We start from the raw sequence: 21961 nt of genomic DNA on the forward strand, positions 1-21961 counted from the left end.
GACTATATTGCTTAGATATAATTTGCAATCTACAAGGCGGAAGATGGAGTCGATGGGCGTCCATCGACGACTGATGACAACGCAGTAGATTCAAATTATAGCAAGCATATAGTCGAGTTAATATAAAACAGCTACACTAGTAAGTAATCCTTCCCATAATAACGGGGTGATCTGCCCCTGTGACAGATGGCACATTATTGCATTTCCTATGCATTGTTTCATGAGCAAGCACCGCCATGGCTACCGCTTCTTTGGCATCAGGATTTATTCCTGCCTCTTTAGCCTTCATCACCCTGCAATCCAAAAACAGCTCTTTTAAGCCGCTCATGATTGCTTCATTATGGGCGCCACCTCCGCTTACAATGAGCTTTGATGGATAAACAGAAGAAAACTCTCTGACTGAATGATATACACATTCCGCTGTGTATCTGCTCACTGTCGCTATCATGTCAATTTCACTGATATTATTTAAGGCGCAAAAATCATATATATCCTTCAGAAAATCAGCGTTGTAATGCTCTCTTCCCGTTGATTTCGGCGGAGCAATCTTAAGGTAATCATCCTGCATCATATGGTCCAAAAGAGCTTTCGAAGCTTCCCCTGAAAGTGCTATTTTACCGCCCTCGTCATAGGCTTTTTCGCCACGAGTGTAGTCTCTTACCATCTGATCTATAAGTAAGTTCCCAGGTCCGGTATCGAATGCTACAACATCATCAATCCTGCCCTTTGCCGGAAGAATGGTAATATTGGATATCCCTCCAATATTTAGCAGCGCCACATCTTTATCTTCTCTATACAAAAGAAATTCTGTATATGGCACAATTGGAGCCCCTTGTCCACCTGCTGCCATATCCCTTGGTCTAAAATCACTGACCACAGGACATCCCATTTTTTCGCAGATAAAACTTGGATCTCCAATCTGAAGTGTTCCTCTTATTGTATTACCCAGATAAGCTATGGCTTTTGGCTGATGCCACAGGGTCTGACCATGGCACCCGACAAAAGAAATATCGTGCTTATTCACATTTGCTTTCTGGCATAAACTGACACATGCATCTGCATAGAGTTTTCCAAGAAGCTCCTGCATAAGGCATATTTCTCTGGTTCCGCCATTAATTCCTTTCGAAAGAGATAACAATGTTTCTTTTACCTCTTCCGAATAGGAATAACATTCAAACTCCAGAAGCTTAGCTTCTAATGAATTATTATCCTGCCATATCTTAACAAGCGCAGCATCAATCCCATCCATGGATGTGCCGCTCATTAAGCCAATTGCAAGTTCACTCTGACAGTGCATCCGATATTATTCCTCCCGCATCAGCCAATATGCTCTGTGCTTTATCAGCTTCAACGCCCTTCTTTATCATGACAATAGCTACCTTTGGTTTGTAATCACATTTTTCAAGAACCGCCGTAGCTTCCTGCCTTGTTACTCCTGTTGCCATTTGAACTATAGTCTCACATCTGTTCACCAGTTTTTCATTGGAAGCTTTAACATCAACCATAAGATTTCCATATACTTTTCCAAGCTTTATCATGGTTCCGGTAGATATCATGTTAAGTATCATTTTCTCTGCAGTACCGCTTTTAAGCCTTGTGGAGCCTGTTATTACTTCAGGCCCTGTCTCAGGCGCAATGCCTATATCTGCAAGTACATCTATTTCAGAGCCGGGACAGCTAGTCACGCCTACCACTTTGCAGCCAATGCTCCGCGCATACTTCATAGCGCCGATAACATAAGGAGTTCTGCCTGAAGCGGCAAGCCCAACTACCAGGTCTCTGTCAGATAATTTTTTCTCCTCCAGGTCTTTTGCCCCGAGTTCATAGGAGTCCTCTGCCCCTTCCACAGCTGAAAAGATAGCAGTAGTTCCACCGGCAATCAGCCCAAGCACCATTGATGGGTCCGTTGAGAAAGTCGGAGGGCACTCAACCGCATCCAAAATTCCAAGTCTTCCGGAAGTGCCGCACCCAACATATATTAGCCTTCCGCCAACTTTCAACCGCTCCGCAGCACTTTCAATTGCCTCTGCAACCTGTGGCAATACTTTTTCAACTGCATATGCTACCTGCTTATCTTCACTGTTTATGAGCTTTACCATCTCCAATGTATCAAGTCTGTCGATATGCTCCGTTCTCTCATTTCTTTGCTCTGTTGCTATATTAGAAAGATCCATTTATAACCTGCTCCTTATATCAGCCTTTTACTGCGCCAACTGTGACGCCTTCCAAAAAGTATTTTTGTAAAGAGAAAAACAATACAAACATCGGTATTACTGAAATGCAGGCTCCTGCCATCATAGGTGACAAAAGAGAGCCGTTGGCAAACTTAAAGGTCTTAAGTCCAACCTGGATCGTGTACATTTCTTCTTTTGACGTAACCAGAAATGGCCAAAAGAATGTGTTCCACGAATTCAGAAATGTGTTTATTGCCATTACTGACAGAATTGTCTTTGATAAAGGAAGGATTATTTTGTTAAAGATCATAAGCTGACTGCATCCTTCAATTTTTGCACTCTCAATAAGCGCGGTTGGAATTCCCTGAAAAAACTGTTTAGCCATAAAAATGTTATAGGCTGTGCACATCCCCGGAAGTATCAGTGCGGGATATGTATTTGTCATATGGAAGTTTTTTACTATGAGAATATAAAGCGGAACCTGCGTAACCTGATAAGGTATCATCATTGAAAGCAGTATTACAAAGAACAGAAAACTCCTGCCTCTGAATTTAATTTTTGAAAATGCATAACCTGCCATTCCGGCAAAGATAACATTTCCAAGTACAGTAAAGGTTGCCACAATAATACTGTTCCAGATCCACTTCAGCGAATAATTGCTAAAGCTTATAAATGCCTTATAGGAATCAAACGACCACCTTCCCGGAAAAATGTTGTAGGACGTGGATGCAGATTCGATAGCAGGTCCAAACGACCACGCAAACATATATACAATCGGAAACAGTGATACCGCTGCGAACGCGATCAAAAAGACTGCGATAAGAGAATTTCTTATGTAAAAAATACTTCTATTATGTAGATGTTGAGAATAAAGTCCAGTTGCCATTTTTGCTTTCCCCTAATATGTCAATACTCAATATCTTCTCCCATTAACTTAAACTGGAGTGTTGTAAGTGCTGTTATAACAATTGCCAGCAAGATAGCCTGGGCGCATGCAAGTCCATATTTTCCATAGGTAAATGCATTATTAAATATCAGCAGTCCGATCATGGTTGTATTATTATCCGGCCCCCCACCAGTCATCATGTAGGCATTCATGAACACCTGAAAAGATCCGATCACGCCCGTTACCAAAAGAAATAATGTGGTAGGTCTGCACATAGGAAGCACGATATATCTGATCTTTTGGAAAAACTTCGCTCCATCCATTTCAGCTGCTTCATAATATGTATTATCAATACCATGAAGTGCTGCAATGTATATAATGATGTTGGCACCATGACTAGATAAAAGAGCCATGATGATAAGCGAGAGCATGGCAGTCTTACTTGATGAGAGCCAGTTCTGAGATGTTGTTCCAAAAAGAGCCAGTACTCTGTTGAATATTCCATTTGGAGAGGCATCATAGAGCCAGAGCCAAACAACTGATATCGCCACACCTGAAGCTATTCCCGGCAGATAATAGATTCCTTTGAACACTGACTGCACATTCTTTGTGAAAGGAACTATCATGATCGCTATTGAAAATGAAAGTATCAGAGACAGCGGAATGACTACCACTGTATAAACAAGAGTGTTCTTGATCGACTTCCAAAATAGGTCATTTCCCAATGCTGTTATGTAGTTTTCAAATCCAACAAATTCAGAACCGAATGGCTTATATTCCTGAAAGCTGGTTATCACCGCGGATATTACAGGATATAGAGTAAAGATCACGAATACCGCTACTGCAACACCTATAAATCCCCATCCGCTTATGTTGTCTGCCATGTGATATCTTGTCTTTGAAAGATTCTTATTATGTATTTCCTGCTTTTTCAAGGGTTGTACTCCTTTTAAGAAAGCCCCACCTGCTCTCGGCGGGAGGGGCTTTTCACATTTTCATGTGGTATTGATTTATTTATTTGATCCAGCCGGATGCACAGTTCTCTTCGCCAAAGAGCTTATATGCTTCTGTGCAGATTGCATCATACACATCCTTAGCAGTTGTCTCACCTGCAAGAAGTGCCTGGAACTTAGGAACAATTGTCTCATCCATCATTGTCTTTGCGTTAGCGCTCTGCTCTGCAGAAATACCTGTTGGAGGTGCAACAACCTTAGAAATAGCATATGCTACAGCTGCTGCGTTCTCATCGGACTGATCAAGCTCGAAGCTTTCCTGTGCCTTTCTTGCTGATTCGCAAACACCTGTAAGATATACAGCGTTATCTACAGTTGCAGCTCTTTCACCTGAGCAAAGGAAATCCATGAATTTAAGAACATTCTGAAGATGCTCATCAGTTGTGTTGTTGTTTCTGAGTGCGATCATTCCATCAACTGTACCAAATACTGATGCTGTTGCATTGTCCATTGTTGGAACAGGAAGGAATACATATTCCATCTCAATTGTTCCCTCAACTGCCTCAGGGTCTTTTGCCTGCATCTTCTCAATATTTCTCTTGATATTGTTTTCAAAAAGAGGCATTGCCTTACCTGTAAGCATTGTCTGGCCTGTCTGAAGCATTACAAGTCTCTGACCTGCTTCTACAGCGTAATTAGGCATGTAGCCTGATGATGTCATGGTCTCAACAGCTTCAAGAAGTGAGAGCATGTTATCTGATGTATAAGAATATTTAAGATCCTGTGTGAAGCTTGAAGTAATTCCTGCTGCTACACCAAAGATGTTGATGAAGTCCTGTGTTGTTGCGCCTGCGTTGGCAAATACAAAACCAAAGCGGTCACTTGTTGTTCCATTTTTGATAACATCCAGGAACTGGTCATATGTCCAGCCACTGGTCTGAATCTTTGTAACATCAGCGCCTGCTGCTTCGAGCATCTCTCTGTTTCCGCCCAGGGCCTGAATTGTGATATAAAGTGGAAGTCCATAGAGAGTTCCCTCAAGAGTCATATAATCCAGCGCATTCTGATCATAGTCAGAAAGCCTTTCAGGATCTATGTACTTAGAGATATCAATTGCTGTTCCGTTCTCTACATAAGAACCTATAGCTGCATAGCTTACTTCTGCAATATCGGGAGCTTCGCCGGCGAGTGCCATTGTTGTGAGTTTTTCTGTGTGATCATCCCAGCTTGTTGATATAACATCAATTGTGATGTTGGGATATTCCTTATTAAATTCGCTTATCCATCCCCCTAAAAGATCAACATAGTCTCCAGTAATCGGTGGAACCATAATTGTGATCGTGTCTGTAACATCTGAAGAAGCTGCTGTCTCCTCAGTCTTTGCCTCTTCGGTTTTTGTTACTGCCTGCTGGGTATCACTACTTCCAGCTGTCTGAGTCTCTGTAGCAGCATTTCCACATGCCACAAGGCTGGAAATCATTGCTACAGACAAAACCGATGCCAATACCTTTTTTACTTTCATACATTCCCTCCTTATATGGATATAACTTGAATCCCGAAACAAATACCTTAACTAAATGTTAGACCTTTGATAACACTTTTTCAATAATGTTATATCATTACGAAACATTGTTTCATATTCTGTAACTTTTCGGTTGCCGCGTCAGTTTTCAGAATTCTTTTCTATATGGGTGGAATTTATCTGACTTATGCAATAGTCATAATTTGCCGTAGCATAGGCGGTAAAGAGAATATCTACGATATTAAGTTGTGCCATTCGGGAAGAAGTTGCCCCACTTCTGAAAAGAGACTCGCTTGCAGGAGTGTAGAGCACATGATCCGCCATTTTTGACATAGTTGAAGGGGCAAATCGTGTGATAAGAATGCTGGGAGTGTGATTTATCCCTATGGCTTCCATGCATTTGATCATTTCTGATGTCTCACCGGAATAAGAAATAAAAATAGCTACGTCCTCAGGCTGGGAATTTTTGGCAATAAGATATTGAGAATGCCAGTCCTGGGCTATCAGACACAGCTTATTAACTCGCAAAAATTTGAGGTAAGCATCTTCTGCTACACATAAAGAAGCTCCCATTCCGAACATTCTAAGGCACCTGGCATCAGCTATAAGCTTTGTACACTCTTCAACTCGGCCAACATCCAAAAGCTGCTGAGTCTCCTGCAGAGTCATAATGTTTCTGCTTGTTGTCTTATCGATAATGGTTTTTATACTGTCATCTTTTCTTATACTGTCTCCATTATCCCGCTGCTTACCGTTGTACTGCGCAAGCTCGTAAAGAACAGCCTGTCTGAACTCTTTATAACCATCAAAGCCAAGATGCTTTGTAAGCCTCACGATAGTTGCAGGTGAAACATATACCTCTTTTGCCAGCTCCCTTATTCCATTTTCAATTACAATGTTGGGGTCACTAAGGATGTGCTCTGCTGCCATTTTCTCTGCACTTCCGATATACCCCTGCATTTCTCTAAGTCTCAGTAAAGGATTTTTCACGTCTGTCACCAGCTTTCAGATCAGCGACAGCGCTGCTTCATCAGCTACAAGCGTAAAGTCTGGATGAAGTTGAAGTATTGAAGCAGGAACCTGAGGTGTTATCTTGCCAAAGAAAGCCTCTTTGATAATCGGAGCCTTTTTTTCACCATTTGCAACCATGACAATCTTTTTAGCCTTCATAATGGTGCCAATACCCATGGTGTAAGCCTGTCTCGGCACTAATGATACATCTGCAAAAAATCTCTTGTTTGCCTCTATTGTGCTCTCTGTAAGATCAACGATATGTGTTTTAGCCGGGAAAAAATCTGCCGGCTCATTAAATCCTATGTGGCCGTTATTACCTATTCCAAGCAGTTGCAGGTCAATTCCGCCAAGAGACTCGATTGCTGTCTCATATCGGTCGCACTCGCCTTCTGCATCTTTGTTTGTTCCATCAGGAATATTGACGTTGTTTAAATCTATATTAACCTTAGAAAAAAGGTTTGCGTTCATAAAGTATTTGTAGCTTTGGTCATTTTCAGGATCAAGTCCTACATATTCATCAAGATTTGCTGTCTTTATTTTGGAAAAATCCAAGTCTCCGCTCTTATACATTTCCACAAGTCTCTCGTAGAGCCCTATAGGTGAAGAACCTGTAGCAAGACCAAGAACACTGTCAGGTTTTAAAACAATCTGTGATGCCAGTATGTTTGCTGCTTTTCTACTTAATTCGCCATAATCTTTTGCTCTTACTATCTCCATGCCTTCCTCCCACACATTTATATAAGCTTATTTTCAATGCAATTTAATAAATGAATTACTACAAAGCCACAATTTTTCACATCCTGATAATATTATATATCATATCTATATCATCGCATATCCGATAATCATTTTAATTTTTGCATTGTAAAGGGGCTGCCTTCAGACAGCCCCTCTTATATATATATACCTTCTCTAAGTATTTATATATCAGTTGATTGAGTCGTAGTATGCAGCTCTTGAATCAAGGATCTTCTGAAGTCCTGAATTAACAAGTTCCTGATATCCGCTCTCGTAAACAGTTTCAAACTGATCTGCAGGAGCACAGATACATGTGTAAACAAATGAAAGCATCTTGTTCTTTATATCTGTTCCGTATGTAGCCTGCTCATCAGAAACATATCCGTATACAGGGAAACGATACTTACCAGTCTGGCAAACTGTGTAGTAGTTCTTGTACCAGTCAACTGAAGCCCAATCCTGCTCCTGTGTCTGGTAGTTAGACTCTGCCATTGTGTCGTAGTTGTTTACCCAGTCAAAGTTAAGGTTCATGATGCAAAGGTCATCACATGTTCCCGGATATCCCTTAGCTTCCTTGTCAGCTGTTGAAGGCTCTACAGCTACGCCAAGCTCGTTGTATGTGAGGTCTGGTGTGTAACGAACCTGAACTGCGTTTGCTGGATCTGCAAGCCAGTTGAGGTACTTCATACAAGCAACAGCCTGCTCATCAGATGTTGTCTCCTGAGGAATCATTACGAACATAGCATATCTGTACTCGTAAGGTGTTCTGTATGATCCATCTGGAAGATCGAAGCACTGTACAGGGATGAATGAAGCATCTTCAGCGCCAAGTGTTGTGTTGAGAACTGCTGTTGAATCCCAAATATGTGTTGTATCATCAAGAACAAATCCAATCTTGCCGTTTGCTACATCTGCAAGGAATACAGACTCATCTGTATCTGTTGGGAAGTCCTGAGTGATAAGACCATCATTGTACCATGTGTTGAGCTGCTTGAGACCATCCTTTGCTCCAGGAGCAACTGCCATATATGCTTCAGCATATGTGTAAGCAAACTTGTCATCTGGAATATCTACATAAGATCCAAGGAAGTTAAGATACATCTTCTCTGTATCAGCACGTCCGCTCATGCCCCAAGGTGTGCCAAGTCCTGCATCCTTTACAGCATAGAGGTACTTGCCAAGTTCTTCTTTTGTCTTAGGAACTTCCATTCCAAGCTGGTCAAGCCAATCCTTACGGATATAAGCTGTGTGACGGGCATTTTCTGTTCCTCTCTGTTTCATAACAGCGAACTTCTGATCACCAAGATCAGCAATTCCTGTCTGAGCCTCTCCACAGTACTGCTCTATGTTTGAGCCATACTGCTTATAGAGTTCTGAAAGATCCGTCAATGCTCCGCTTGATGCGTAATTGTAGAACAGATCCTGAGAATATGTCATTACGATATTAGGAGCTGTTCCACCTGACATCATAATGTTAACTTTGTCATCTGATTCTGATCTTGGAACAGAAACGTAAGAAACGTTAATGTTGTAAAGATCCTTCATCTGCTGCTGGATCCACTGTGTAAGTGCGTTATCTTCAGTTGTTGTGTTAGGTGCAGCATTTCCTCTGTCCCATACCATAACTGTGATATCTACTTCATCGCCCTTAAGATCCTCTGCTGCTGTCTCTGTAGTAGCAGTTGCATCAGTTGTCTGAGTAGCTGTGTCTGTCTGAGTAGCTGTGTCTGTCTGAGTTGTTGTATCTGTTGTTGTGCCTGATGAGCTACCGCAACCTGTCATTGCTCCAACGACCATTGCTGCGCTAAGAAGTGTTGCCAATAGTTTCTTTTTCATTTGAATCCTCCTTTTTTACCACTTTATATACTCAACCCTTTTACAGGTTAGATTCATGATTTATAAGGAAGTTAAACCTCACTACGTTCGGTTTAACACGTTCGAACCAGCTTCGATAAAACCTCAGCAGGTTCTCACAGCTCAGCCCTTTACCGCACCAACCATAATTCCTTTTGTAAAGAATTTCTGTACGAATGGATATACGATAAGCATAGGGAGCATTGAAATTACAATGCTGGCTGCCTTGATATTTTCTGCTACAAGGTTAGTCTGAAGTCCCTCTTCTACAGATACATTGATGGACTCAACAAACTGCTTAAGAACCATCTGTACTGTGAAGTACTTGGATGAGTTTATGTAGTAGAGAACATCACTGATTCCGTTCCATCTTCCTACTGCGTAGAAAAGACCAAGTGTTGCAAGTGTAGGATAAACAAGTGGAAGGATAACGCTTATAAGGCATCTTGCCTCACTGCAACCATCAATCTTGGCTGCATCATAGATAGCTTCATCAATACCTTTAAATGCGTTGCACATGATGATCATGTTATAAGCACTGAGCGCACCTGGAATAATAAGTGCCCAGACTGTATCGACCATCTTAAAATCTCTTACGTTCAAGTACTCAGGAATTACACCGGGGTGTAAATACATCGTGAGAACGAACAGTGTCATTATTACTTTTCCACCAACCAACCCTTTCTTTGAAAGCGGGTACGCAGCAAGCACTGTCATAAGAAGATTGATTACAGTAGATGCAAGCATAAGTACGATTGAATACCAGAATGCGTTTACAAAGCTTCCGCTCTGAAGCGCTCTTGTATAAGCTTCTGTAGTAAGGTCAACAGGTAGGATAAATACTTTACCTGCAAGGATTGCGTTCTTTCCACTGAGTGATACAGCAAGTACTCGCAGAATAGGAACCATTGCTATACATGTGATTATTATGAAAAATGCTGTCCAGCAGAACTGAAATATTCTCTCGTTTTTACTATTGATGGCGCTCATTACATGATTCCCTCCTGTCCCATTTTTTTGATAACAGCGTTAGCTGCAAAGACAAGAACTATTCCGACAACTGTCTGGAAAAGACCTACAGCTGTAGCGAAATCGAATCTTCCTGCCGCAAGACCAACTGAATAAACGTAGGTACTGATAACATCAGAAGCGTCTCTTACCAGGGTGTTTCCCATCATGTATGGTCTGTCAAAACTGATGTTTACAAGTCTTCCGATCTGCATGATAAGAAGAACTGTTATTGTAGATGAAATCTGAGGAAGTGTAACATGCCATATTCTCTGAAGTCTTGTAGCTCCGTCGATATAAGCAGCTTCACCAAGTGAAGCATCTGCCGCCATCAGCGCTGCAAGATAAACAATAAGTGAGTATCCTGCTCCCTGCCATACACCCATGATCCAGTATACAAATCTCCAGATAAATGAGTTACTAAGGAATGATACGCTCTCACCGCCAAGTGCTACGATAAGGTTGTTAACAAGTCCTGAATTTGAAAAGAGCTGTGTAACGATACCTGAGATGATAACCCATGAAAGGAAGTTAGGCAGATACAAAAGTGTCTGTGTTGTCTTTCTTACACCTTCACTTCTCAGCTCATTTAAAAAGATTGCCAAGAAAATCGGGAATGGGAATCCAATAATAAGATCACCAATGTTCAATACCAAAGTATTCTTCAGTGCACTCCAGAAATCCTTTGATGTAAAGGCCTCTTGGAAGTTCGCGAGTCCAATCCATGGGCTGTTCCAGATACCTTTAAATACGTTGAACTTCTTAAATGCTACAACTACTCCGAGCATTGGTTTGTACTTGAAAAGAATCATATAGATAACCGGAATTATCAGCATGAGATACAGCTGCCAGTTATTTCTTAAATAGACTTTTACTTTACCCTTCTTATCTTTTTTCATAGTCTCTCTTTCCTAACCCCTGTTTTTAAAACGCTTGTTGCCGATAAAATGATAACTCTTTATTACTTTATCATTTTATAATAATATTTTACCCATGTCATGAATAAGAAACTATAGATAATTTGCTATTATTACTCTAAAACATTGCATTTTTTGTTTTGAGCAAAAATATGCACAAAAAGGGCAGATAAACTTTTGTTCATCTGCCCCAAAACTATGATACTAATTATTTTGTTTCCTCATAACTAAAACCGCGAAGGCTTAATTCATTTGCAAGACTGCAGGCTACAAAGTGTCCCTTTTCAATCTCAAAATACTCAGGAGTACACTCCTTACACTTTTCAGTGCAATATCTGCAACGTGTATGGAAATAGCAACCACTTGGTGGGTTAGCCGGGTTAGGAATCTCTCCCTTAAGAGGTATTCTCTCCTGGATAAAGTTTGGATCAGCAACAGGAACAGCTGACATCAAAGCCTCTGTATATGGGTGCTTTGGATGTGTGAAGATCTGCTCTGTCTCGCCATATTCAACCATTTTGCCAAGGTACATAACACCAACTCTGTCAGATATATGCTCAACTACAGACAGGTCATGAGAAATGAAGATATAAGTGAGCTTCATTTCTTTCTGTAAATCCTTAAGAAGGTTTATTACCTGTGCCTGGATTGAAACGTCAAGAGCTGAAACCGCCTCATCACAAACAATGATCTTGGGCTTTATTACCAGCGCTCTTGCAATACCGATACGTTGTCTCTGACCACCCGAAAATGCATGTGGATATCTCATAAGATAAGCAGGATTAAGTCCTACCTTCTCTGCCATTTCTTTTGCCATCTGATCCATCTGGCTGTCAGGCATCTTGGGATAGTTGGCCTTTAGAGGCTCCTTTATGATATCAAGTACGGTCATTCTTGGGTCAAGAGATGAATACGGATCCTGGAAGATCATCTGAATTTCCTTGCGGATTCCCTTCATCTTCTTTTTATCAACTTTCAGGAAATCTACTTCTTCTCCTGATTCTGTCCGGTAAAAGACCTCTCCCTCTGAGGCATCGTATGCTCTGACAATGCATCTTCCAAGAGTTGTCTTTCCACAGCCGGACTCTCCAACAATTCCTATTGTCTCTCCTTCTCTTACGCTAAAAGAAACATCTGTCACTGCCTTAACAGTGACATTCTTGGAGGTAAAGCGCTTGTGGAGATGCTTTACTTCTAAAATATTATCTTTTTCCACGCTTTTTTCCTCCCTCATCTGGCTCAACAGGATTTGCTGCCTCTTCTGCAAGTCTCTTTTCAACTTCAGCTCTGTGTGCCTGGCAAGCAGGATTAGAGCAGTTAAAGCATGCAATCTTATGTCCTGGCTCTATCTCAACAAGTTCAGGCTCTGCCTTATCGCAAAGTCCCTCAATCCTGCAGTCGCATCTGTCATAGAATCCGCATTGTTTCGGAAGGTTCATGGCAAGAGGAACTGTTCCTTCAATTGAGAATAATCTCTCATCTTTTCTTCCGCCGATCTTATGAACAGACCCCATAAGTCCGCGAGTGTATGGATGCTGAGGATTTGCATATATTGTCTTGGAATCGCCTGTTTCTACAACCTTTCCAAGGTACATAACTGCCACTCTGTCGCACATTCTTGCAACTACGCCCAGGTCGTGTGTGATGAACAAAATGGCCATATTGAACTCTTTTTGAAGCTCCTTCATCAGCTCAAGGATCTGAGCCTGAATTGTAACATCCAGAGCTGTTGTAGGTTCATCGGCGATCAAAAGCTTTGGATTACATACAAGCGCCATTGCTATGAGGGCTCTCTGAAGCATACCGCCGGAGAACTCGTGTGGATACTGATTGTATCTCTTTTCCACATTTGCGATTCCGACTTTTCTCATGACTTCAAGGGAAATCTCTTTTGCCTTCTTTTTATCCTTAGTTATATGCAAAAGAGTTGCCTCAGTGATCTGGTTTCCAATAGTGTACATAGGTGAAAAAGCCACCATTGGCTCCTGGAATATCATTGAGATCTGCTTTCCACGGATATTTCTTATTTCTTTTCCCTTTGGGTCCATCTTAAGAATATCCACTTCAGTGTCATCCTCATTTCTGAACATGATCTCGCCGTGAGGTGTACACTTTCTGTCATTGATCGCAAGAATTGATTTGCATGTGATTGATTTACCGCAGCCTGACTCGCCTACAAGACCAAGGGTCTCGCCGCGCTTTATTTCGAAGTTTACGCCTCTTACAGGTGTAAGAGTACCTTCCATCATCTTTATGTCTACATGGAGGTCCTTAACTTCTATAATGTTATCTTTTTCCATAGGTTCCTCCCGATTACTTGTATGGATCAGCTGCATCTCTCATTCCATCGCCAAGGAAGTTAAATGCCAAAACTGTGATAGTAACGAAAATAATTGGAATAAGCTTGTGTGGGTTTGCTGCCACATCTGTTACTGAGCTGGCTTCCTGAAGAAGAACGCCCCAGCTCGTTGCAGGTGACTTGATACCAAGGCCAAGATATGACATTGATGTCTCACCTACGATAGATCCTGGAATTCCAAGGGTCAGAGATACGATAAGGTAGCTCATAAAGCCCGGAACAAGATGCTTCCAGATTATCTTCCATGTTGATACGCCTGAGATTCTTGCAGCCATAACGTAATCTTCATTCTTAAGTGAAAGGAACTTACCCCTTACTACTCTGGCCATTCCTGTCCAGTTAATGAAGGAAAGAATGATCGTCATGTAGAAATACATCTTAACTGTAGAGATTCCTGCAGGGATTGCTGCTGAAAGCGCCATCCAAAGTGGGATTTGAGGCACAGCTCCTATAACCTCTATTATTCTCTGAATTATGATATCTATAACGCCACCAAAATATCCTGAAATCGAACCAATAGCAACGCCCAGAAAAAAGCTTATGAATGCGCTGGCAAATGGGATTGAAAGGGAAATTCTTGCTCCCAATAGCACTCTGGAGAAGATATCTCGTCCAAGTGAATCTGCTCCGAAGAGGAATATTTTTGCTCCTGTTCCTCCATTTGAGCCTTCGCCCACACCAAAGAGATGAAGGTCACACGGGAAAAGACCTAATATCTTATATTCAGTTCCGTGAACAAACCACTCAATCTTGTAGTATTCAGAAAGATCAGGTTCAAGTTTTACTTCAAATGTCTTTTTATCAATAGTCTTTGCAAGCTTGTAAACATGGGGGCCTACATGCTCGTCATTGAAAATAGTGTAAATCTCCGTTGGAGCTGAATTCCTGTACAATCCGTCGAACTCATCAAGTGAATATGGTGCAAGGAAATCTGCAAACAGTGCTCCAATGTAAAGAACTGCCAAAATAATAAATGAAACCTGAGCAAGTTTATGCTTTTTAAGCTTTCTTGCCATCAGAGTCCACTGGGAGGCAAGATAATAATCTTCTTTTGACTTAGTACGTTTTGCCATTATCTGTTACCTCCTGAATATCTGATTCTTGGATCAAGGAAGGCGAGGGCTATATCAGACAAAAGAACTCCGATAACGACCAGGACTGCCTGGATCATAACGATTGCACCTGCAAGGTACATATCCTGAGACTGAAGAGCCTTATAAAGTACAGGTCCCTGGATCTGCATATTAAGTACAAGAGCTGTTACTGTAGATCCTGAGAACAGGCTTGAAAGAACTCCGCCAAGGCCTGATACAGTAGGGTTTATAGCTGCTCTAAAGCAATACTTCATGATGATCTTTCCTTCAGGAACACCCTTAGCTCTTGCTGTAAGTGTGTACTGCTGCGCAACCTCATCAAGCATCTGGGCTCTCACTGAACGGATGATTCCGCAGGTGCCGCTTGTACCAATTACGATAATAGGGATGATCATTCTTTTTAAGAAGTCACCAAAGTTATATAAATGAACGCCGTTTTGTAACATCTCTTGACTGAAAAGGCCTACGTTGGCATTCCCCGTCCATTTATAGGAGAGATACATAAGCACAATTGCCAAAATAAAGTTCGGTATGGCAGTACCTAAGAATCCGATTATGGCCGATATGTAATCGCCAACAGAATACTGATGAGTACTTGCATATACCGCTATAGGTATAGAAACCAGATACTGGAACAACATGATGATAGCTGTTACGCCGATTGTCAGCCCCAGTCTGTCATTAACTACACTCCACACATCTCTTCCGTATGCAAAAGAGTATTTCCAATTGTGATGTGAATGATAAAGTCTGTAATACGCTGAATCTGTAGGGGTCCAGATAATACCTTTTACCCACTTTAAATACTGCTGCCAAACAGGCAGATCAAGTCCATAGTCTGCTCTCATTGATGCCGCATAATCTGCATCTACTAATTCACCCTCGGTTGCAAGCGCCGCTATATGCGCGGATACATAGTCTCCCGGAGGAAGCTGAATAACGAAGAAAACCAAGATTGAGATTAAAAGAATTGTTGGAATGAACATGAGTACACGCTTGATGATGTACTGAACAAGATCCTTCTGAAAGAAGGCCTTAAAACTGTCCCCAAAACTCCTTTTTGCCACTTTTTCCTCCATTAGAAATGTCCCTTTCCTTAAAAATCCGGAGACGTGGAAACCAACCACGCCTCCGGTACTATTTTAAATAATACTACTGTGTTGTCCCCAAAATTACTCTGCCTTAAACATTACTTCGTAATGAGCCATGTTTGCGTACTGGTAGCAGTCAGCCCATACAAGACCATCTGCATAGTTCTTAAGCTTTGAAGAAATGATCTCGTAAGAATTCTCTGCCTTAAGGTATGCAATTGACCAGAGGTTCTCTTTGTGGATATTGAAGATCTCAGCCTGATAGCCTTCTCTTTCAGCCTCATCGGATGTAAGACGCCACTTGTCATAAAGCTCAACAAGCTTTGCCATATCACCTGTAGGCTCAACACCCTGTGCACCCTTTGTTGCGTAATATGTACCATACTCACCATACCATTCAGCTGCCTGAGCAATTGGAACGAATGGAGCTGCTCTATCCTTAAGTGAAGCACCGCCGATAGATGTATGAGGTCCCATTACAGCTACCCAGTCATTATTGTCGATAGCTTCATCAAATGCTGACACTTCAAGGTTCTTAAGTGCGCAGTTGATACCTACTGCTTTGTAATACTGCTCGAATACAGGATAAGACTCATCAGCGCCGCCATCATATGCAAGGAATGTGATCATCAGGTCTGAACCATCTGCAAAATCATAGAATCCGTCAGATCCCTTTACAAGTCCGCATCCTTCAAGAAGACTCTGTGCCTTTTCTACATCGTACTCTGTCCACTTTGTCTCCCATTCTGCATCATAGCCCAGGTTGCCCTCTGCAGGAGCTGCCTGACCAGGCTCAAGGAATCCATCTGTAAGAAGCTGTGATACCTGTGCTCTGTCTACGCAGATTGACATTGCCTCACGGAAGTCCTTGTTAGCAAAAAGATCTGCATAATTCTTGTCTGTGTTTGTGTAGTTAAATGTGATCTGGTAGCTACCCCAGTTTGTTGTACCCCATTCACGAATCTCTGCTGCATCACCAAGGTCAGCCTTTGTTGCTGCAATATCCTGCATAGCGATTGTGATGATATCAAGCTCGCCTGAACGGAACATAAGAAGATCCTGTCCGTCTTCTGATGTTGTGTTGAAGTGAAGCGCATCAACATATGGAAGCTGGTTTCCGGCTGCATCAACTTTCCAGAAGTATGGGTTACGATCCATGATGCAAAGTGTGTCATCCTTTGAGCTGTTTCCAGGAACAGTTGAAAGAACGAATGAGTTAAGTGTAGGAACTCCTGATGTATTCCAGAAGTTGTAAGCAACTGCTTTACCTAAATCCTTAACTGTAGCTGCATCGATGTTCTTTTTCTGAGCGTTTGCAAGAACTTCTTCCTCTGAAAGGCCTGTGCTCTGCCAGTACTCATTCTCAACATATGGGAAGTCTTCAGAATCAGGAATAAGGTCGCTTAAATAGTGAGCTGGAGCCCAGCACCATTTAAAATCACCATTCTCAATGAAATCAGCCGGGTACTTAGGATTTACGAATGTCCATGTTACTGTGTAATCATCAACCTTTGTAAGGGTTGCATAAGCATCCTCACCATCAACCTCTTCCTTAAGTGCTGACCAACCGTTCTTCTTGCTGTCAAAGTTTGAAAGGTGGCACATATAGTACCAGAAAGTGATGTCATCTGCTGTGAATGGCTCTCCATCAGACCACTTCATGCCTTCTCTTAATTTGAAGGTCCATTCTGTGTAGTCATCATTATGTTCAAAAGATTTAATAACGTTTGGATAGTAAGATCCGTCTGTGTTATAACGGATGATAGACTCAAGAGTAGGTCTTGATAATCCCCAACCGCCGCCTGCGCCTGCAAGATTGATAACCCCACCATAATTACCGATCTCAATTTTTGCACCGGTAGCATCTGCTGTCTCAACAAAAATGTTGTCCGCATTAGGAATTCTTTCATCTACTGCTGGAAGTGTGCCTGCTGTTACCTGCTCTGCCAGCATAGGTGCTTCTGAATAGCCTGAAATCTCTACAGTTTCTGCTGTTGTAGCTTCTGTAGTAGCAGTTTCTGCAACTGAAGCTTCAGCCTGTGAACTCTGTGTAGTATCTGCTGAAGTGCTTGGTGTAGCTGCTCCGCCGCACCCTGCAAGCATTGTTACAGATGTTGCCGCGAGAAGAACTGCAGATAATACTTTATTGCTTGTACTCTTTCTCATATTCCCTCCTTAAAATGAAAACCTTCTACACCATTATGATATCATTGGTTTCCCACACTATATAGCCAAAATTTTATCTTTTTTTAATAAAACATTGCATATTTTGTCATAATGACAATTATTAATATTTTATTAAATAAAAGATCATGGATACATCTTACGGTACAATCCCTTTAATACTTCTGCATCAAGTTCTCTGATAGTGTTTGAAGGGCTTCCACTTATCATTGCATCCTCTGCCATTTTATCGATGCTTGCATAGAATTCCTCTCTGTTTATGCCATAGCCTTCAAGAGTTGGTATCTGGCAAACATCGCAGATCTTTCTTATATGAACCATGAAAGCGTCAGCTGCTTTTTCATCGGAGTCATCGTCAGTTGCTGCACCAATTGCTCTTGCCATATCTGCAAATCTGTCCTTTGCTCCCTCTTTTGCATAATCAAGACAGACTCCCAAGAGCATGGCGTTGGATATTCCGTGAGGCACATGGAAAAGAGCTCCGATAGGGCGGCTCATTCCGTGAACCAGAGTCACACTTGAATTGTTAAACGCCATTCCGGCTTCAAGAGCCGCAATAGACATCTGTGTTCTTGCTACGTCATTTCCCCCATCGTGATATGAAAGTGGAAGGTAGTTGAATATTCTTTTTATTGCAGATATTGCTAAGGTATCAGTAAGAGCCTGTGCCTTTTTTGAGGTATAAGCTTCTACCGCATGTGTGAGGGCATCAAGGCCGGTAGACGCTGTCATTTTAGGTGGAAGTGTAAATGTAAGTTCAGGATCAATGATCGCTACGTCGGGAATGAGCTGTGCACCTTTAAGTAGCATTTTTACACCCGAATCCACATCGGAAATGATAGTAAACTGAGTTGCCTCAGAGCCTGTGCCGGCAGTTGTTGGGATTGCGATCATCTTCGCCTTTATTCCCGAGATTTCTTTTCCCATGTAGTCGGAGATCTTGCCGGGATTAGCATCCATTGCAGCCACAGCTTTCATGATATCAAGCGCACTTCCGCCGCCTATTCCAATAAGAAAATCACAGGCCTCCTTCTTATAGATAGAAAGAGCTTCATCGATCATGATGTTGGTAGGCTCTCCAAGGAAGTTATCAAAGATTGCATATTTTATGTTCTTTTTGGAAAGTGCATCTGTCACAACCTTTACTTTTCCAAGCTTTTCTGTGATCTGATCGCAGACGATAAGCGCCTTTTCTCCAAAATTATCAACGTATTTTCCTACTTCCTTAAGGCTACCTTTTCCTGTAACTATTTTCCCCGGTATAATAAATTCTTTTGCCATAACAAAAGTCCCCCTCACTCTACTTCAGAAAGTTTTACTGGTCTGTGTTCTTTTACTGAAAGGTTAGCTGCCATTGCCATAAGTACAGGCTTAAGTCCATCGTCGATACCAACTACAGTGTCCGTATCATTCTCTACAGCATCGATAAAGGCCTTGATCTCATCTGAATAAGCCTGCATGTATCTCTCGAGGAAGAAGAATAATGGCTTTTCACCTGTTACGCCCTGTTCGTTTGAAAGAACTACATTAGACTGTGAATCGTTGGCATTTGCGACCATTCCCTTTGAACCGAATACTTCCGCTCTCTGATCATATCCGTATACAGACTTTCTGCAGTTATCAATAACTACGAGAGCTCCGTTTTTCATCTTGATTGTGATTACTGCTGTGTCTACATCGCCTGCTTTTCCAATTTCAGGGTCAACCAAAACTGCTGACTGCACGTAGATTTCTTCTGCATCACATCCGGCAAGGAATCTTGCCATGTCAAAATCGTGGATTGTCATATCCATGAACATTCCGCCTGACACTGCAACATACGCCGGTGACGGTGGTTCAGGATCTCTTGATGTGATCTTGATTATCTGTGGATCACCTACTTTGCCTGCTGCCACTGCTGCCTGAACGGCTTTGAAGTTGTGATCAAATCTTCTGTTGAAGCCCACCTGATACTTAAGGTTCTTGCCCTTAAGTGCATCGATAACTTCGTGGATCTTGTTTACGTCATGATCGATCGGTTTTTCGCAAAATACATGTTTTCCTGCGTTAATTGCCTCGATAGAGATAGGAGCGTGAGTATCTGTTGATGAGCAGATAAGTACTGCCTGGATCTCCGGGTCGTTTATGATTTCCTTATAGTCTTTTGTAACGTTCTGTATTCCCATTCCTTTAGCCCAAGCGGCCGTCTCATCATTCATGAAGGGATCTGCGAGTGTCTTGATCTTCGCTCCCGGAACGTTATTTGTAATGCTCTGTACATGTACCTTTCCAATTCGGCCTGCGCCGATAATTCCAACTGTAACCATTATTTTTCCCCTTTCAATCTTATAATCCTGTTCTTTCAGCTATGTATGCTCTGGCTTTCTTTGCATATTCGAATGGATTAGCTTTCGCTGGATCCTGCTCTGCTTCTACTACTACCCAGCCTTCGTAATCGGACTCTTCGAGTACTTTGAAGATAGGGGCAAAATCTACATCGCCGTCTCCAGGAACAGTAAATACTCCCTCACGTACTCCCTTTAAGAAACTCCAATTATTCTTTCTGGCTTCTTCAACACGCTCTTTTCTAATATCCTTCAGATGAACATGTTTTATTCTCTTTATATACTTTCTGATGATCGGCTCAGGGTCGATGCCTGCAAATGAGAGGTGACCTGAGTCGAAGAGGAGGTATACCAGTTCCGGATCTACCATATCCATGAATCGGTCGATTTCTTCCTCAGTCTGGACTACTGTTCCCATATGATGGTGATATGTAAGTGTCATGCCATGATCTTTTGCAACTTTGCCAAGGCGGTTAAGTCCGTCGGTAAGTTTTACCCATTCATCGTCGTTCATGACATACTTATCCACAAAAATAGGCTGATCAAGTTTGCCCTGTGTGGAATAGCTCTGCTCAGATGCGCCGATAACCTTTGCTCCAAGAGTCTTTAAAAACTCAAGCTGAGCTATGAATTCCTTCTCCACCTCTTCATATGGTTTTGTTAAAAGAAATGATGAAAACCACTGGTTACAAACCTGTATTCCCCTAAGATCCAGTGCTTTCTTTAATACTTCTGCATCCTTTGGATACTTGCTTCCAACCTCACACCCTTTGAATCCGGCAAGAGCCATTTCTGAAATGCACTGTTCAAAAGTATTCTCTTTTCCCAGATCAGGCATATCGTCGTTGGTCCAGCCAATTGGTGCTATCCCCAAAGAAACCTTATTTTTATCTAACATTTTCCCTTCTCCTTTAAGTTTTTTACCCCTTATAGTCATATTGGGATTCTCACTAGGCTCGTAATAACCTCGCCAAGTGTTCACCCATCACTCGCACTAGATTCGAAAATACCTCATCAAGTGCTCTGTAGAAGCCATGTGTATCGTTCATCATCTATTCTGTCGGTCCATGGATTGCCTGGCAGATGTCTTATCATCCAACAGGTGTACATCTGAAAGCCCGGTGCACAGGACTGAGGATGAACCTTGCCTCCGGGAATAGCCGAAAAGCTTCCGTCAACGCTCTTAAATACCTCATCTCCTACGAAACTTGCACCGAACCCTTCAGGACGATCAAACAGGAAATAGTATGTTTCAGGCTGTGGATGAGTGTGTGGAATGTACCCCGACCAGTTACCCGGATCATTTAACACTTCTCCCAAAACCATGTTTGAATATGGCGCTGTCTCATAATCAAATGCAGTGCTTACTCTTCTCTTTGCTGTGCCCCCGAACTTATCTTTGCAGGAATAGATCCAAGGTGTGTTCTCCGGATCATAGAACTTTGCTTCGAATTTTCTTTCATTGTCAGTGCACTGAATGAGAACCTCGGCGTCGCTTTCCGCCTCGATCACAACCTTTGTGTTTTTGCAGACATGAAGAGCATATAGCCCGTCAGTGAACACGTCTTTTCTGTAAACCTCTTTTTCCTGCCCATTCCATGAGTATTTGAGCTTTCCTTTGAGCAAAAGAACTGCCATCTCCTCTTCAGGTTTAAGTAGTTCTTTTGTCTGTCCCTGTGACATGCGATAAACTCTGATGTCCATAAGCATATCTTTGTAATCATTGTCATAGGTTGTCAGGATTTTCTCACCGTTTGCGTCAAACTCAGGATAACCAAAAACTTTTCCCATCTGTGTAACCCCTTCTTTCTAATCCCTTTACATATTAGTGTTTTCTTTTTTT

19 protein-coding genes are annotated in these 21961 nt (G+C 41.9%); all 19 read right to left on the bottom strand.

What is annotated here, in order from left to right; translation table 11 throughout:
• Window positions 1–136: 136 nt before the first annotated feature.
• Window positions 137–1297, bottom strand: coding sequence for an anhydro-N-acetylmuramic acid kinase (locus J6O61_RS18140; protein ID WP_292215722.1), 1161 nt, complete (start codon window positions 1295–1297; stop codon window positions 137–139).
• Window positions 1281–2174 carry an N-acetylmuramic acid 6-phosphate etherase gene (gene murQ / locus J6O61_RS18145; RefSeq protein ID WP_292215723.1) on the bottom strand — a complete coding sequence of 298 codons (894 nt, stop codon included), beginning with the start codon at window positions 2172–2174 and terminating at the stop codon, window positions 1281–1283. Before murQ ends, J6O61_RS18140 begins: the two co-directional genes overlap by 17 nt.
• Before the next feature lie 19 nt (window positions 2175–2193).
• Complete coding sequence (locus tag J6O61_RS18150) at window positions 2194–3060, bottom strand: carbohydrate ABC transporter permease (RefSeq protein ID WP_103869773.1); 867 nt, start codon at window positions 3058–3060, stop codon at window positions 2194–2196.
• 20 nt (window positions 3061–3080) lie between these two features.
• Window positions 3081–3995, bottom strand: coding sequence for a carbohydrate ABC transporter permease (locus J6O61_RS18155; protein WP_292215724.1), 915 nt, complete (start codon window positions 3993–3995; stop codon window positions 3081–3083).
• 79 nt (window positions 3996–4074) lie between these two features.
• Window positions 4075–5535, bottom strand: a complete 1461-nt coding sequence (locus J6O61_RS18160) for an ABC transporter substrate-binding protein (protein WP_292215725.1) — start codon at window positions 5533–5535, stop codon at window positions 4075–4077.
• Between the two features lie 141 nt (window positions 5536–5676).
• A complete protein-coding gene (locus J6O61_RS18165; protein ID WP_292215726.1) occupies window positions 5677–6525 on the bottom strand; it encodes a MurR/RpiR family transcriptional regulator in 849 nt (282 codons plus the stop codon).
• A gap of 15 nt (window positions 6526–6540) precedes the next feature.
• A complete protein-coding gene (gene nagB, locus J6O61_RS18170) occupies window positions 6541–7266 on the bottom strand; it encodes a glucosamine-6-phosphate deaminase (RefSeq protein WP_292215727.1) in 726 nt (241 codons plus the stop codon).
• 210 nt (window positions 7267–7476) lie between these two features.
• A complete protein-coding gene (locus J6O61_RS18175; protein ID WP_292215728.1) occupies window positions 7477–9123 on the bottom strand; it encodes an extracellular solute-binding protein in 1647 nt (548 codons plus the stop codon).
• Between the two features lie 141 nt (window positions 9124–9264).
• Window positions 9265–10131 (bottom strand): carbohydrate ABC transporter permease, encoded by an 867-nt coding sequence (locus J6O61_RS18180; protein ID WP_292215729.1) that lies wholly within the window; start codon window positions 10129–10131, stop codon window positions 9265–9267.
• Entirely contained in the window at window positions 10131–11048 is a 918-nt protein-coding gene (locus J6O61_RS18185) for an ABC transporter permease (RefSeq protein WP_292215730.1), read from the bottom strand. The genes J6O61_RS18180 and J6O61_RS18185 overlap by 1 nt, the downstream gene beginning before the upstream one ends.
• 226 nt (window positions 11049–11274) lie before the next feature.
• Complete coding sequence (locus tag J6O61_RS18190; protein WP_292215731.1) at window positions 11275–12282, bottom strand: ABC transporter ATP-binding protein; 1008 nt, start codon at window positions 12280–12282, stop codon at window positions 11275–11277.
• Entirely contained in the window at window positions 12269–13366 is a 1098-nt protein-coding gene (locus tag J6O61_RS18195) for an ABC transporter ATP-binding protein (protein WP_292145079.1), read from the bottom strand. The genes J6O61_RS18190 and J6O61_RS18195 overlap by 14 nt, the downstream gene beginning before the upstream one ends.
• 13 nt (window positions 13367–13379) lie before the next feature.
• Complete coding sequence (locus tag J6O61_RS18200; RefSeq protein ID WP_292215732.1) at window positions 13380–14498, bottom strand: ABC transporter permease; 1119 nt, start codon at window positions 14496–14498, stop codon at window positions 13380–13382.
• Window positions 14498–15586, bottom strand: coding sequence for an ABC transporter permease (locus tag J6O61_RS18205; RefSeq protein ID WP_292215733.1), 1089 nt, complete (start codon window positions 15584–15586; stop codon window positions 14498–14500). Before J6O61_RS18205 ends, J6O61_RS18200 begins: the two co-directional genes overlap by 1 nt.
• Before the next feature lie 105 nt (window positions 15587–15691).
• Window positions 15692–17776 carry an ABC transporter substrate-binding protein gene (locus J6O61_RS18210; protein WP_292215734.1) on the bottom strand — a complete coding sequence of 695 codons (2085 nt, stop codon included), beginning with the start codon at window positions 17774–17776 and terminating at the stop codon, window positions 15692–15694.
• A gap of 144 nt (window positions 17777–17920) precedes the next feature.
• Window positions 17921–19075 carry an iron-containing alcohol dehydrogenase gene (locus tag J6O61_RS18215; protein ID WP_292215735.1) on the bottom strand — a complete coding sequence of 385 codons (1155 nt, stop codon included), beginning with the start codon at window positions 19073–19075 and terminating at the stop codon, window positions 17921–17923.
• A gap of 14 nt (window positions 19076–19089) precedes the next feature.
• Entirely contained in the window at window positions 19090–20100 is a 1011-nt protein-coding gene (gene iolG, locus J6O61_RS18220) for an inositol 2-dehydrogenase (RefSeq protein WP_103869783.1), read from the bottom strand.
• Between the two features lie 19 nt (window positions 20101–20119).
• Entirely contained in the window at window positions 20120–21016 is an 897-nt protein-coding gene (gene iolE, locus J6O61_RS18225; RefSeq protein WP_292215736.1) for a myo-inosose-2 dehydratase, read from the bottom strand.
• A 116-nt stretch (window positions 21017–21132) separates the two neighbouring features.
• Window positions 21133–21909: a 5-deoxy-glucuronate isomerase gene (locus J6O61_RS18230; RefSeq protein WP_292215737.1), complete on the bottom strand. Its 777-nt coding sequence runs from the start codon at window positions 21907–21909 to the stop codon at window positions 21133–21135.
• Window positions 21910–21961: the final 52 nt, after the last annotated feature.

Source organism: Butyrivibrio sp. (genome assembly GCF_017635265.1).
Lineage (GTDB): Bacteria > Bacillota > Clostridia > Lachnospirales > Lachnospiraceae > Butyrivibrio.

Coding starts and splice junctions, on each gene's coding strand:
- J6O61_RS18140 (WP_292215722.1), bottom strand. CDS start 1,297: ATGCACTGTCAGAGTGAACTTGCAATTGGCTTAATGAGCGGCACATCC.
- murQ (WP_292215723.1), bottom strand. CDS start 2,174: ATGGATCTTTCTAATATAGCAACAGAGCAAAGAAATGAGAGAACGGAG.
- J6O61_RS18150 (WP_103869773.1), bottom strand. CDS start 3,060: ATGGCAACTGGACTTTATTCTCAACATCTACATAATAGAAGTATTTTT.
- J6O61_RS18160 (WP_292215725.1), bottom strand. CDS start 5,535: ATGAAAGTAAAAAAGGTATTGGCATCGGTTTTGTCTGTAGCAATGATT.
- nagB (WP_292215727.1), bottom strand. CDS start 7,266: ATGGAGATAGTAAGAGCAAAAGATTATGGCGAATTAAGTAGAAAAGCA.
- J6O61_RS18175 (WP_292215728.1), bottom strand. CDS start 9,123: ATGAAAAAGAAACTATTGGCAACACTTCTTAGCGCAGCAATGGTCGTT.
- J6O61_RS18180 (WP_292215729.1), bottom strand. CDS start 10,131: ATGAGCGCCATCAATAGTAAAAACGAGAGAATATTTCAGTTCTGCTGG.
- J6O61_RS18185 (WP_292215730.1), bottom strand. CDS start 11,048: ATGAAAAAAGATAAGAAGGGTAAAGTAAAAGTCTATTTAAGAAATAAC.
- J6O61_RS18195 (WP_292145079.1), bottom strand. CDS start 13,366: ATGGAAAAAGATAACATTATAGAAGTTAAGGACCTCCATGTAGACATA.
- J6O61_RS18200 (WP_292215732.1), bottom strand. CDS start 14,498: ATGGCAAAACGTACTAAGTCAAAAGAAGATTATTATCTTGCCTCCCAG.
- J6O61_RS18210 (WP_292215734.1), bottom strand. CDS start 17,776: ATGAGAAAGAGTACAAGCAATAAAGTATTATCTGCAGTTCTTCTCGCG.
- J6O61_RS18215 (WP_292215735.1), bottom strand. CDS start 19,075: ATGGCAAAAGAATTTATTATACCGGGGAAAATAGTTACAGGAAAAGGT.
- iolG (WP_103869783.1), bottom strand. CDS start 20,100: ATGGTTACAGTTGGAATTATCGGCGCAGGCCGAATTGGAAAGGTACAT.
- iolE (WP_292215736.1), bottom strand. CDS start 21,016: ATGTTAGATAAAAATAAGGTTTCTTTGGGGATAGCACCAATTGGCTGG.
- J6O61_RS18230 (WP_292215737.1), bottom strand. CDS start 21,909: ATGGGAAAAGTTTTTGGTTATCCTGAGTTTGACGCAAACGGTGAGAAA.